The sequence below is a fragment of the Alicycliphilus sp. T452 genome (assembly GCF_054512775.1).
Map to the genome: position 1 here is coordinate 47,086 of NZ_JBTNEH010000026.1, position 12,647 is coordinate 59,732.

Annotated in this window: 13 protein-coding genes; 4 read left to right on the forward strand and 9 right to left on the reverse strand. The window is 68.1% G+C overall.

All coding sequences use genetic code 11. From position 1 onward, the window contains the following. The first annotated feature begins 12 nt into the window (after window positions 1-12). Both ACX12L_RS19160 and ACX12L_RS19165 read left to right on the forward strand, forming a co-directional pair. Window positions 13-144, forward strand: a complete 132-nt coding sequence (locus tag ACX12L_RS19160; RefSeq protein ID WP_459264034.1) for a hypothetical protein — start codon at window positions 13-15, stop codon at window positions 142-144. 6 nt (window positions 145-150) lie between these two features. Continuing rightward, window positions 151-1,281, forward strand: a complete 1,131-nt coding sequence (locus tag ACX12L_RS19165; protein ID WP_459264035.1) for an MFS transporter — start codon at window positions 151-153, stop codon at window positions 1,279-1,281. 70 nt (window positions 1,282-1,351) lie between these two features. Here ACX12L_RS19165 and ACX12L_RS19170 read toward each other — a convergent pair whose 3' ends face one another. Both ACX12L_RS19170 and ACX12L_RS19175 read right to left on the reverse strand, forming a co-directional pair. Then, window positions 1,352-2,131 (reverse strand): LytR/AlgR family response regulator transcription factor, encoded by a 780-nt coding sequence (locus ACX12L_RS19170; RefSeq protein ID WP_459264036.1) that lies wholly within the window; start codon window positions 2,129-2,131, stop codon window positions 1,352-1,354. Beyond that, on the reverse strand, window positions 2,128-3,399 hold the full coding sequence (locus tag ACX12L_RS19175; protein ID WP_459264037.1) for a sensor histidine kinase: 1,272 nt from the start codon (window positions 3,397-3,399) through the stop codon (window positions 2,128-2,130). The genes ACX12L_RS19170 and ACX12L_RS19175 overlap by 4 nt, the downstream gene beginning before the upstream one ends. Before the next feature lie 20 nt (window positions 3,400-3,419). Here ACX12L_RS19175 and ACX12L_RS19180 point away from each other — a divergent pair, with 20 nt between their 5' ends. Continuing rightward, window positions 3,420-4,460, forward strand: coding sequence for a hypothetical protein (locus tag ACX12L_RS19180; RefSeq protein WP_459264038.1), 1,041 nt, complete (start codon window positions 3,420-3,422; stop codon window positions 4,458-4,460). 5 nt (window positions 4,461-4,465) lie between these two features. Further along, window positions 4,466-5,026 carry a hypothetical protein gene (locus tag ACX12L_RS19185; protein WP_459264039.1) on the forward strand — a complete coding sequence of 187 codons (561 nt, stop codon included), beginning with the start codon at window positions 4,466-4,468 and terminating at the stop codon, window positions 5,024-5,026. A 27-nt stretch (window positions 5,027-5,053) separates the two neighbouring features. On the opposite strand, the gene ACX12L_RS19190 is transcribed toward ACX12L_RS19185, so the two are convergent. The 7 genes from ACX12L_RS19190 to ACX12L_RS19220 form a co-directional block, all read right to left on the reverse strand. After that, on the reverse strand, window positions 5,054-6,184 hold the full coding sequence (locus tag ACX12L_RS19190; RefSeq protein ID WP_459264040.1) for an acyl-CoA dehydrogenase family protein: 1,131 nt from the start codon (window positions 6,182-6,184) through the stop codon (window positions 5,054-5,056). Between the two features lie 16 nt (window positions 6,185-6,200). Continuing rightward, window positions 6,201-6,869, reverse strand: a complete 669-nt coding sequence (locus ACX12L_RS19195) for an SDR family oxidoreductase (RefSeq protein WP_459264041.1) — start codon at window positions 6,867-6,869, stop codon at window positions 6,201-6,203. 69 nt (window positions 6,870-6,938) lie between these two features. Beyond that, on the reverse strand, window positions 6,939-8,129 hold the full coding sequence (locus tag ACX12L_RS19200) for an acetyl-CoA C-acyltransferase (RefSeq protein ID WP_459264042.1): 1,191 nt from the start codon (window positions 8,127-8,129) through the stop codon (window positions 6,939-6,941). Next, window positions 8,126-9,952, reverse strand: a complete 1,827-nt coding sequence (gene aceK / locus ACX12L_RS19205) for a bifunctional isocitrate dehydrogenase kinase/phosphatase (protein ID WP_459264043.1) — start codon at window positions 9,950-9,952, stop codon at window positions 8,126-8,128. The genes ACX12L_RS19200 and aceK overlap by 4 nt, the downstream gene beginning before the upstream one ends. 51 nt (window positions 9,953-10,003) lie before the next feature. Beyond that, window positions 10,004-10,669 carry a carbonate dehydratase gene (can, locus tag ACX12L_RS19210; RefSeq protein WP_459264044.1) on the reverse strand — a complete coding sequence of 222 codons (666 nt, stop codon included), beginning with the start codon at window positions 10,667-10,669 and terminating at the stop codon, window positions 10,004-10,006. Window positions 10,670-10,723: 54 nt separating this feature from the next. Further along, entirely contained in the window at window positions 10,724-11,914 is a 1,191-nt protein-coding gene (locus ACX12L_RS19215; RefSeq protein WP_459264045.1) for an isovaleryl-CoA dehydrogenase, read from the reverse strand. Between the two features lie 142 nt (window positions 11,915-12,056). Further along, window positions 12,057-12,464 carry a MerR family transcriptional regulator gene (locus tag ACX12L_RS19220; protein ID WP_459264046.1) on the reverse strand — a complete coding sequence of 136 codons (408 nt, stop codon included), beginning with the start codon at window positions 12,462-12,464 and terminating at the stop codon, window positions 12,057-12,059. Between the last annotated feature and the right edge of the window lie 183 nt (window positions 12,465-12,647).

A 12,647-nucleotide genomic window follows, 5' to 3' on the forward strand; every position in this document is an offset into this window, starting at 1 on the left:
GGAGGAGCAGCAATGGAATCGGTGTATCTCGCGGCGGCCCTGGGCCCCGGCGTGGCGGCCATGTCGTTCCGGGCATGGGCGCCGGAGCCACGCCTGGCGGCGACGGCGCGCCGCGGCTTCGACTGGCGGCGGCTGGTGGGCTGAGCCGCCATGCACGCCCCCATCACCGACACCCAGGCCCGCACGGCCGACCGGGACTCCCGCCACGCGGCCATCGCGCTGGCCACCGCGCTGCCCACCGACGTGGTGCTCTACCTGCTGCTGCCGATGTACGGCCCGGCCTTCGGCATCTCGCTGGCCGAGGCGGGCGTGCTGCTGGCGGCCAACCGGCTGGTGCGCATCGTGGGCTATGGCTGGGTGGCGCACTTCTACGCGCGCCGCGGCGACCGCGCCACCTGCACGCTGGCCGTGGCGGTGGCGGCGCTGTGCGCCCTGGGCAACGCGGTGGTCGAAGGCTTCTGGGCGCTGCTGCCGCTGCGGCTGCTGTGGGGGCTGTGCTTCGCGGCGCTGAACCTGTCCACGCAGGTGCTCGCGACGGCCATGCCGCTGGGCGCGGCGGCACGCTCGGGCCGCTCGCGCGCCTTCATCGCCGTGGGGCCGATGGTGGCGCTGCCACTGGCCGCCGTGGCGAGCGAGGCGGCGGGGCCGCGCTGGATCTTCCTGCTGCTGGCCGGCGTGGCGCTGGCCGGGCTGCTGGCCGCGCGCAGGCTTCCCGATGCGCCGCACCCGGGCATGGACGCCAGGCGCCAGGGGCCGCGCCGGCCGAACGCGCTGGACACGTGGTCGTTCCTCGAAGGCTTCGCGCTCGACGGGCTCTTCATCATCGGCCTGTCAGTGCTGGGCCGCGACCTGCTGCCCGGCGGCGCGGCGGTCGTGGCCGGCGTGCTGCTGGCGCTGCGCTACGGGGCCGAGATCGTGCTGAGCCCGCTGGGCGGCCGCATGGCCGACCGCTGGGGCGCCGAGCGCCTGCTGGTGGGCCTGTCGCTGGTGACGGCCGCCGCGCTGCTGGGCTTCGGCACGGGGTGGCTGTGGAGCTGCGCCGCGGCCATCGTGGTGCTGCGCGCGCTGCAGCTGCCGCTGCTGGCGCCCATCGTGGCGCACCGCCATCCGGGGCCCGACCGCGTGCGTGCGCTCGCGGCGCGGTCGGTGTGGCGCGACATCGGCGCGGGGCTGGGACCCATGGCGGCCGGGCTGCTGCTGCCCACGGTGCCCGCCGCGTGGATCTATGGGCTGGCGGCGCTGCTGCTGGCCGCCGCCGCCGTAACGTGTATTTTTGAATAGAAAGTGCCTTCACCCCTTATTTGACATGCGGACTCAGCTCCATATCCAATAGCAGAAATATGTCAGCGACTCAACGCCGCATCAGCCGCGCACGCACGTCTGCGGTGTAGGTGCGCCCCACGCGGGCCACGGCGCCATCCGTCAGCACCAGCGTCAGCGACGAAAAAGCGCCCACCCCGAGGCGGCTGACCGCATCGATGCGCACCATGGTGCTGCGGTGGATGCGAAGGAAGTCCTGCGCAGGCAGCTTGTGCTCCAGTTCTGACAGGCTGGCGTTGTACAGGTACTCGCGGCCATCGGCGTGGATTCGCGCGTAGTCGCGTTCGGCCTGGATGCGCGTGATGCTGGCGGCGGCGATGCGCACGTGCTGGCCCTGGGTCTTGACCCACAGCCCGGCCAGGCCGCGCGGCGGCGGCGCGGCGGTGCGCAGGTTGGCGATGACCTCCTGCAGCTCGGCGATCCGCTGCGCGCTGCCGCGCAGGGCCACCGCCTGGCGGGCGCGCTCCAGCGCGAGCTGGAAGCGCCCCGGCTCGATGGGCTTGGTGACGTAGTCGGTGGCGCTGGCGTCGAAGGCCTGGCGGGCCTGGTCGTCGAAGGCGGTGATGAAGACGGCCACCGGCGGCTCGGGCTGGCCCTGCAGGCGGGCCAGCAGGTCGAACCCGCTGCCGCCGGGCATCTGGATGTCCAGCAGCAAGATGTGCGCGCCGAATCTGTCCAGCCGTTCCAGCGCCTGGGGCACGTGGGCCGCCTCTTCGATGGCGCCAACCCACGGCAGCGCGCGCAGCAGCCGCGCCACGCGCCGCCGGGCCAGCGGCTCGTCGTCCACCACGAGCACGTTGAGCGGCGTCATGCGGCCTTCCAGGGCAATTCGATCTCGGCCCGGAAATGGGTGCCGTCGCCCGTGGCTATGCGCAAGGAGCCCGCATCGCCGAAGCGCACACGGATGCGCTCGGCCACGTTGCGCAGGCCGATGCCGAACCCGGCGGCGCCGGCGCGGCGCGGGGCGCTGGTGTCCAGATCATGGAGGTCGTTTTCCACGGCCAGCCACAGCCGCCCGTCACGCTGCCGGGCGCTGATGAGGATGCGCGTGTGCGCCAGCGAGGGGCCCACGCCATGCTTGATGGCGTTCTCGATCAAGGGCTGCAGCAGCAGGCTGGGCACCAGCGCCTGGAGCGCCTCGGCGGGCGCATCGACGGTGAAGTCCATGCGGTCGCAATAGCGCTCGCGCTCGATGGCGAGGTAATCCTGCTGGAGCGCAAGTTCGTCGGCCAGGGGCACGTCGTGCATGGGGTCGAGCGACAGGGTGGTACGCAGGAACGTGGAGAGCGACAGCACCATGCGCTCGGCCTGCGCAGCCGATCCTTCCTCGATCAGCCCGGCGATGGAGTTGAGGGTGTTGAACAGGAAGTGCGGGTTGATCTGGTAGCGCAGCGCGCGCATTTGCGCGGACAGCGCTTCCTCACGGGCAGCGGCCAGCCGAAGCTGGCGGTCATTGAGTTCAAAACTGAAGAGGAGGCTGATGAACAAACAAGACCAGCCAAAGAACAAGGCCGCGCCCAGGGCCGTGTCGTTGATGAAATGACTCCATTGATAGGCCGCCTGGGTGACATAGCCCCATGCGGCCCACACCGGTGCCGCTGCCAGCGAGATCAGGAAGGCGGCAACGATGAAAACCGGCAGCGAACTTTCCGCCGGCCCGCGGCGCTGCGCCCACTGGTGCAGGCGGAACAAGGCATAGGAAATAGCGCTGGCGACAAGCCACCCAGATCCATACCGCAGAAACTTTTCCGCCATGTAAATGGCGTGCCGGGCATATTCCGTGAAATCCGTTATTTTCAGAACATAGAGAACGGCCGATGCAAGAAACGCGCCGCCCCAGAAGACCAAACCGAATCGGATGTGGGCTTGGCGGATGGCGCACTCGGCAGAAGATCGTTGCGTCATGGGGTATGGTTTCCTGTCGCCAATGGTAGGCAGCACCCGCCCCTGCCGCCCCGCGTTCATCGGCTTTTTTAAGCCATCCGTCGAAATGCCCTTCGCCCCGCCGGCACAGGCCCACCATTGGTAGATTGGCGGGCCGCAAGCGCGTGGAAGCTTTCTATGCTTTTTAGGGTTCATCGCCCACTTTGAAAGCATCCATGCACTCTCTTCGCACTCCCGGTTTTTTCGCGCTACCCATCGCTCTGGCCTGCCTGCTGACCGCCTGCGGCGGCGGCGGTGACGAGGCCGCATCGCCGCCGTCCGGCGACGGCTTCACGCTGGGCGGCTCCGTGACGGGCCTGGCCAGCGGCAAGCGCCTCGTGCTGCAAAACAACGGCGCGGCCGATCTGGACGTGGCGGCCAGCGGCCCCTTCACCTTCGCGGGCCGCATGGCGGCGGGCAGCGCCTATGCCGTCACCGTCAAGACCCAGCCGCAGGGCCAGACCTGCGCCGTGGCGCAAGGCAGCGGCACGGCCACGGCCAATGTGGGCGACGTGGCCGTGCGCTGCGCCGACCTGCCTGCGGCACGCTACAGCGTGGGCGGCACGGTGAGCGGCCTGGCGGCGGGCGGCGCGCTGGTGCTGCAGAACAATGGCGGCGACGACCTGGCGGTGTCGGCCAATGGTGGCTTCACCTTCGCCACGCCGCTGGCGGCGGGCGCGGCCTATGCAGTGGCCGTGAAGACGCAGCCCGCCGGCCAGGCCTGCACGGTGAAGAGCGGCAGCGGCACGCTGGGCAGCGCCAACCAGTCCTCCATCGAGGTGGCCTGCGCTACCCAGGCGGCCGCGTTGCCCGAGGGCGACTGGGAGATGGCGCTGTGCTCGCAGGTCTTGCCCGGCACCTGGGGGCGCACGCTATGGCGCATTGCCCGGCAGAGCGACACCCGCGCCACCATCGAGCAGGGCATGGTGCTGTATGGCAACGCGCAGTGCTCGGGCACCGGCACCGTGCAGGCGTCGCCCGCGGGCGCGCTGGGCACGGTGGCTTTCGACCGTACCGGCGCCACGGCCACGCTCGCGGCCTTCTGGGGCACCTGGAACCAGCCCACGGGCCTCACCAGCCGCACCGTCTGGGCGCGCAAGGGCGCCTACCTGTGCGTGCTGGGCGACACCACGCCCAGCGTGCTGCCCACGGCGCAGGCAGTGGAGTCTGCCGCCAACCTGTCCATTGCGGGCAAGGGTTGCTACACCAAGCGATAAACAACATGGACACCTTCCTCCCCCGCGCTCGCAAGGCCGCCGCAATCGCCACCGCAGCGCTGCTGGGCGCATGCGCTTCCACGACGACGATGACGACATCGCCAGCCGGGCAGGCGCCGGTTTGCCAGCCGCAATCGGAACTGAAGGCCGCGGTGCTCTGGCAAACCCGCTGGAGATCCGACCAAAAGGATGTTCCAGAGCGCGAGGCGGCGGCCGCGCGAGGCATCGCTGACTTTTTTGCCGATGCCAAGTGCTTTCCCTCGACCGTTGTGGCCAGCGCGGACCATGACCGCCTGGAGGCCGCCGTTCCCCCCGGATCGGATCTGCTCCTCGTGCTGACCGTGCGCGAACTGGGCCCGACGGTCAAGCTGCTGGCATCCGCAGCGCTCATCGAAGGCGGCACCGAGGTTGTCGTGGACATTGCCCGGTACGTGCCGGGCAGGAGCGATCCCGATCGCCAGTTTTCGATTCACTGGCGCAGCGGCGGGCCTGGCGTTGTCAAAGGAGTGCAATCGCTGCCTGCCGACCTGGCCGCAGCGCTGAGGGCGGGATTGCAGGCGGAGTAGGGCCGACGTGGAGCCGGCGCCGCCGCGTCACCCCAGCGCGCGCTGGATGATGATCTTCTGCACGTCGCTCGTGCCCTCGTAGATCTGGCACACGCGCACGTCGCGGTAGATGCGCTCCACGGGAAAGTCGTTCACCACGCCGTAGCCGCCCAGGGTCTGGATGGCGGCGCTGCAGACCCGTTCCGCCATCTCGCTCGCGAACAGCTTGGCCATGGCCGCCTCCTTCAGGCAGGGCCGGCCGGCGTCGCGCAGGCTGGCGGCGTGCCAGATGAGCTGGCGCGCGGCCTCGATCTGCGTGGCGCAGTCGGCCAGGCGGAAGCCCACGGCCTGGTGGTCGAAGATGGGCTGGCCGAAGCTCTCGCGCTCCTTGGCGTACTGCACGGCGAACTCGAAGGCGCTTCTCGCCATGCCCACGCTCTGCGCGGCGATGCCGATGCGCCCGCCCTCCAGCGCGCCCAGCGCGATCTTGTAGCCCTCGCCCTCGGCGCCGATGAGGTTCTCGGCCGGGATGCGGCAGCCGTCGAAGTTGATCTGGGCCGTGTCGCTGCTGTGCTGGCCGAGCTTGTCCTCCAGCCGCGCGACCACATAGCCGGGCGCGTCGGTAGGCACGAGGAAGGCACTCATGCCCTTCTTGCCCGCGCCCTTGTCGGTCACGGCGATGACGATGGCGACCTGCCCGTTCTTGCCGCTGGTGATGAACTGCTTGACGCCGTTGATGACGTATCCGTCGCCGTCCTTCACCGCCGTGGTGCGCAGCGCGGAGGCGTCGGAGCCCACGTGCGGCTCGGTGAGGCAGAACGCGCCGAGCATCTCGCCGCGCGCCAGCGGCGTGAGCCAGCGCTGCTTCTGCGCCTCGCTGCCGTAGCGCATGAGGATGGCGTTCACGGGGCAGTTGGTCACGCTGATCGCGGTGCTGGTGCCGCCGTCGCCCGCGGCGATTTCTTCGAGCACCAGGGCCAGGCTCACGTAGTCGAGCGCGGCGCCGCCGTACTGCTCGGGCACGCAGATGCCATAGGCGCCGAGCTGCGCCAGGCCCCGGTGGACGTCCTTCGGGAAGTGGTGTTCCTTGTCCCAGCGCGCAGCATTCGGCCACAGCTGGTCTTGGGCGAAGTCGCGCACGGCGTCGCGGATCATTTCCTGGTCTTGGGTCAGCAGCATGCTGTCTCCTTGTTCATTACCAATGGGCGGCGCGGCGGCCGTCGTGGTGCAGCAGGCGGCCCTTGTCGGCGGGCGCGAGGCCCGCCAGCGTCTCGCGCATGCCGCGCACGCTGGCCTCCACGGTGAGCGGCGCGCCAGCCCCGCCCATGTCGGTCTGCACCCAGCCGGGGTCGATGGCGACCAGAGTGGCCTGGGGATAGTCGTGCTGCGCCGCGGCCACGGCCATGTTGAGCGCGGCCTTGCTCGTGCGGTAGAGCCACGCATCGCTGCCCGGCACGCTGCCGATCTGCGACATGGACGAGGACAGGAAGGCGAACACGCCGCGCGCGTCGGCCACGAGCGGCGCGACCTGCGGGATGGCCTGCATGGCGCCGAGCACGTTGGTGTGCATGACGGCGTCGAAATCCTCGCGCGTGGGCGGCGTGAGCGCGCCGGGGCGGCGGATGACGCCGGCCACGTAGAGCGCCACGTCGAGCCGCTCGCCGTCGAGCATCCAGGCCAGGCCGCTGACGCTCGCGGGATTGGCCACGTCCACCGTGAGCGCCTGCGCACCCAGGGCCTGCACGCGCTCGCGGCCCGCGTCGTCGCGCACGGTGGCGATGACGCGGCAGCCGGCCTCGCGGTACTGCCGCACGAATTCGAGGCCTATGCCGCGCGAGGCGCCTATCACCAGGATGGTTGCCATGGGTTTATGAGCCGAAAAGGCCGCCAGCGCTTGTCCATCAAGCGCCAGCAGCTATTCATACAGTAGCAATCAAACGAGTTCGATTGCCATGGCCGTGGCCTCGCCGCCGCCGATGCACAGCGTGGCCAGGCCCTTCGTCTTGCCCCGGCCTTTGAGCGCGTGGATCAGCGTGACCAGGATGCGCGCGCCGCTGGCGCCGATGGGGTGGCCCAGCGCGCAGGCGCCGCCATTGACGTTGACCTTCTCGTGCGGCACCTTGAGGTCGTGCATCAGCGCCATGGGGACGACGGCGAAGGCCTCGTTGATCTCCCACAGGTCCACGTCCTCCACCTTCCAGCCCGCCTTCCTGAGCGCCTTCTCGGTCGCGCCCACGGGGGCGGTGGAGAACCATTCGGGCGCCTGCGCGTGCGTGGCATGGGCCACGATCCTCGCCAGCGGCTTGCAGCCGAGCTGCTTGGCGGTGGACTCGCGCATCAGCACCATGGCGGCGGCGCCGTCGTTGATACTGGAGCTGGACGCGGCGGTGATGGTGCCGTCCTTCTTGAACGCGGGCTTGAGGCCGGCGATCTTGTCCAGCCTGGCCTTGGCCGGGCCTTCGTCGATGCTCACCGTCACGTCGCCCTTGCGGGTCTTGACGGTGACGGGCGTGATCTCGGCGGCAAAGGCGCCGCTGGCGGTGGCGGCCTGGGCGCGCTTGACGCTTTCGATGGCGAAGGCGTCCTGCTGCTCGCGCGTAAACTGGTACTTGGCCGCGCAATCCTCGCCGAAGGTGCCCATGGAGCGGCCGGGCTCGTAGGCGTCCTCCAGGCCGTCGAGCATCATGTGGTCGAAGATCTTGTCGTGGCCCATGCGGTAGCCGGCGCGGCCCTTCTTGAGCAGGTAGGGGGCGTTGGTCATGCTCTCCATGCCGCCGGCGACCATCACGTCGCGGCTGCCGGCCACGAGCTGGTCGTGCGCGAGGATCGTGGCCTCCATGCCGGCGCCGCACATCTTGGACAGGGTCACCGCGCCCGTGCTCTGGGGCAGCCCGCCCTTGAAGCCTGCCTGGCGCGCAGGCGCCTGGCCCAGGCCGGCCATCAGGCAGTTGCCGAACAGCACTTCGTCCACCAGCTCCGGCCTGATGCCGGCGCGCTCGACGGCGGCGCGGATGGCGGCGCCGCCCAGGTCATGGGCAGCCAGGTCGGCGAAGTCGCTCTGGAAGCCCCCCATGGGCGTGCGCGCGGCGCTGACGATGACGATGGGGTCTTGATGCTGGCTCATAGGGAATCTCCTTGGGGTTGATGGGAAGGGGGCGCGCAGCGGAAGCGCCGCGCGCCATCGTAGGGAAACACGTCGTAGACATGGCCGGCCTGTATGCGCTCCTTGTGCGACTGCCAGAAGTCCACGTCCAGCAGATCGGCATGGTGGCGCATGAACGCCGCGCGCACGGCTTCGTTGCCCAGCAGGAAGGGGCCGAAGGTCTCGGGGAACACGTCGCGCGGGCCCACGGGCCACCAGACCTCGCCGGAGAGCTCGTCCTCCTCGCAGCGCGGCGGCGGCACGCGGCGGAAGTTGCAGTCCGTCACGTACTCGATCTCGTCGTAGTCGTAGAACACCACCTTGCCGTTGCGCGTGATGCCGAAGTTCTTCCACAGCATGTCGCCGGGGAAGATGTTGGCCGCCACAAGATCCTTGATGGCATTGCCGTACTCGAGCACGGCATGCTCCAGGGCGCTCGCGGCCTCGGGCTTGTCCAGGCCGGCATCGATGCATTCCTGCAGGTGGATGTTGAGCGGGACCATGCGCCGCTCGATGTACAGGTGGTCGATGATGACCTCCTGCCGGCCGTCGCCGTCGCGGTCGCTGATCTCGAGCTGGCTGGGCGCATGTTTGCGTATCTCCTCGATCAGCTCATCGGAAAAGCGGTCGCGCGGGAAGGCCACCAGGCTGTATTCCAGCGTGTCGGCCATGCGGCCCACGCGGTCGTGCTGCTTGACCAGCAGATACTTGCCCTGGACCTGCTCGCGCGTCGTCTCTTTGGGCGCCGGGAAATGGTCCCGGATGAGCTTGAACACGTAGGGAAAGCTCGGCAGGTCGAACACCAGCATCACCATGCCCTTGATGCCGGGGGCGATGCGGAACTTGTCGCTGGAATACTTCAGGTGGTGCAGGAAGTCGCGGTAGAACAGCGTCTTGCCCTGCTTGGCCAGCCCGAGGGCGATGTAGAGCTCGGCCCGGGGCTTCCTCGGCATGAGGCCTGCGAGGAACTGCACGTAGGCGCTGGGGATCTCCATGTCCACCATGAAGTACGCGCGCGCGAAGGAGAACAGCATCTGCAGGTCGTTCTCGCCGAACAGCGCAGCGTCGATCACCAGGCCGCCGCGCTCGCCATGCAGCAGGGGCAGCGCGAACGGCAGCTCGTTGAAGCCGTTGATCACCTTGCCCACCACGTACGCGCCCTTGTTGCGGAAGAACAGGCTGGACAGCACCTGGATCTGGAAGTTGCTGCGCAGCTTCGCGGCGCCCAGGCGCTGCTCCATGGCGCGCGCCACGCAGGCCACGTCGCGCCGCAGGTCTTCGAACGGGCGCTGCAGCGCAAAGTCCTCGACGAGGCCGGAGACCACCGCCGACAGGCCGCCCGGCGCGGGATAGTAGGCGCGGTAGGTGGGCCGCGCCGTGGGGTCGTCGCTCTCGATGTACTCGGTGCTGACCGCGGGCCGCACGAAGATGAAGTCGTTGTGGAAATGCGTGCGGTGCAGGATCTTGGTGGTGACCGAGTTGAAGAAGGTCTCGGCCAGCTCGGGCCGCAGGTGGTTCACCATGAGGCCGATGTAGTGCAGCTTGACCTGGTGCCACAGGTCCATGGGCTGGACGCCGGCGTTGAACTCCTTGTCGAGCCGGCGCACGCATTCCTTGACGCGCAGGTCGTAGAACTCGATGCGCTCGCGCTGCGCGCGCTGCTGGCCATGCCAGTCGGCCGTCTCGAAACGGTGCTTGGCGCGCGCCGACTCGGCGCGGAACAGGCGGTAGTGGCGGTTGAAGCCATCCATCATCGCCTTGGCGATGTCATAGGCCTGCGGGGCATCGAGTCGCTCGGGAAACATGGACCGTGCCTGGCAGGGTGACGAATGGCGCCGCGCCGCTCCGGTGGCCCGCTACTGGCCGCGCGCGCGGCCGGCCACCAGGGCCACGGCCTGGCGGTACGCTTCACCGAGCCCCGCCACATCGGGTACGCTCATCTGCAGATCGGTGATCAGGCCATTGTTCAGGCTGTAGCACCAGCCGTGGATCTGCACCTTCTGGCCGCGCGCCCAGGCATCCTGCATCACCGTGGAGTGCGCGATGTTCATGACCTGCTCGACGACATTGAGCTCGCACAGCGCGTCATGGCGCCATGGCAGGTCCAGGCTTTCGAGCAATGCGGCATGCTTGTCGCGCACGTCCTTCACATGGCGGATCCAGTTGTCCGCCAGGCCTATGCGCGCATCCTGCAGCGCCGCCAGCACGCCGCCGCAGCCGTAGTGGCCCACGACCATCAGGTGCTCCACCTTGAGCTGGTCCACCGCGTACTGGATGGTGGACAGGCAATTGAGATCGGTGGGCACGACCACGTTGGCGATGTTGCGGTGCACGAACACCTCGCCGGGCTCCAGCCCCGTGATCTGGTTGGCCGGCACGCGGCTGTCGGAACAGCCGATCCACATATAGCGCGGCTTCTGCTGCGCCAGCAGGCCGGTGAAGAAGCCGGGCCGGTCACGCTCCATCCGTTCGGCCCACTCGCGGTTGTGGGCAAACAGCTCGTCGATGGAGGTTATGGTCATGGGGCAATCCTTTTCTTCTTGGAGTGAACGAAAGAGCGGCGCCGGCGCAGGCTGTCAGCAGGTTTCCGCGAACAGCTCGCGGCCGATGAGCATGCGGCGGATCTCGCTCGTGCCCGCGCCGATTTCGTAGAGTTTCGCATCCCGCCACAGCCGGCCCAGCGGGTACTCGTTGATATACCCGTTGCCGCCGTAGATTTGCACGCCCTCCCCCGCCATCCAGGTGGCCTTTTCGGCGCACCACAGGATCACGCTGGCGCAGTCCTTGCGCACCTGGCGCACATGCTCGGCGCCCAGCATGTCCAGGTTCTTGGCCACGGTGTAAGCAAACGAGCGGCCGGCCTGCAGCACGGTGTACATGTCGGCCACCTTGCCCTGGATGAGCTGGAATTCGCCGATGCTCTGGCCGAACTGCTTGCGGTCATGGATGTAGGGCACGACGTTGTCCATCACCGCCTGCATGATCCCGAGCGGCCCGCCGGTGAGCACGGCACGCTCATAGTCCAGGCCGCTCATCAGCACCTTGGCGCCGCCGTTGACCTGGCCGAGCACGTTCTCCGCCGGCACCTCCACGTCCTGGAACACGAGTTCGCCGGTGTGGCTGCCGCGCATGCCCAGCTTGTCGAGCTTTTGCGCGATCGAAAAGCCCTTCATGCCCTTTTCGATCAGGAAAGCCGTGACGCCACGCGCGCCAAGCTCGGGCTCCGTCTTGGCGTACACCACCAGCGTATCGGCGTCGGGGCCGTTGGTGATCCACATCTTGCTGCCGTTGAGCAGGTAGTAGCCGCCCTTGTCCTCGGCCCGGAGCTTCATGCTGATCACGTCCGAGCCCGCGCCGGGCTCGCTCATGGCCAGCGCGCCCACGTGTTCCCCGCTGATCAGCTTGGGCAGGTACTTGGCCTTCTGCGCCGCATTGCCGTTGCGGTTGATCTGGTTCACGCACAGGTTGCTGTGCGCGCCGTAGGACAGGCCCACCGAAGCGCTGGCGCGCGAGATTTCTTCCATGGCCACCATGTGCGCGAGGTAGCCCATGTCGGCGCCGCCGTACTGCTCGGGCACGGTGATGCCCAGCACGCCCAGTTCGCCGAACTTGCGCCACAGATCCATGGGGAACTGGTCCGTGCGGTCGATCTCCGTCGCGCGCGGAGCGATCTCCATCTGCGCAAATTCGCGCACGGCATCGCGCAACGCGTCGATGTCCTCTCCCAACTGAAAGTTCAGGCCTGGCAACTGGGTGGCAATGCTCATGGGTCGTCTCCTGGATGAAGGGGGTGTTTCGTAGGATGCACCTCGCCCATGTCCCACATGGTGCCGCCTTTCCTGATGCAACAGGCAGGCCACGACCCATCAGCGAAGGCGAGGAGCTGTATTACGTTTACGTAAACGTCAATTATCCACGACTTTGGACTTTTGGCGATTCAATTTTTGCCAGCAGCTCCTGGGCCTCGCGCTCATGCTCACGCACCTCGTCCAGATTGGATTGCAGGTCCATCATCTGCGCCTCCAGCTGCCTGCGATGCATCGCGAGCACCTCCAGGAACTTGACCAGCTGGACGCCGGTATCACGCGGGCTGTCGTAGAGGTCGATGATCTCCTTGGCCTCGGTCAGCGACAGGCCAAGCCGCTTGGCCCGCAGCGTCAGCTTCAGCCGCGTACGGTCGCGGGCACTGTAGATACGGTTGCGCCCACCTGGTCCCGCACGCTCGGGCCGCAGCAGGCCCATGTCCTCGTAGAAGCGCATCGCGCGGGTGGTGAGGTCGAACTCCCGGGCGAGATCACTGATGGTGTAGGTAGCCATGAATTGACGTTGACGTGAACGTCAATACTACCCTACTGTTCGCCTTGCCCAAATCCAAAGCAAAACGCCCCCCTGGGCGAATGCACAGGGGGGCGATTTGGGCTGTAAGAGCCTGACGATGACCTACTTTCACACGGGGACCCGCACTATCATCGGCGCGAAGTCGTTTCACTGTCCTGTTCG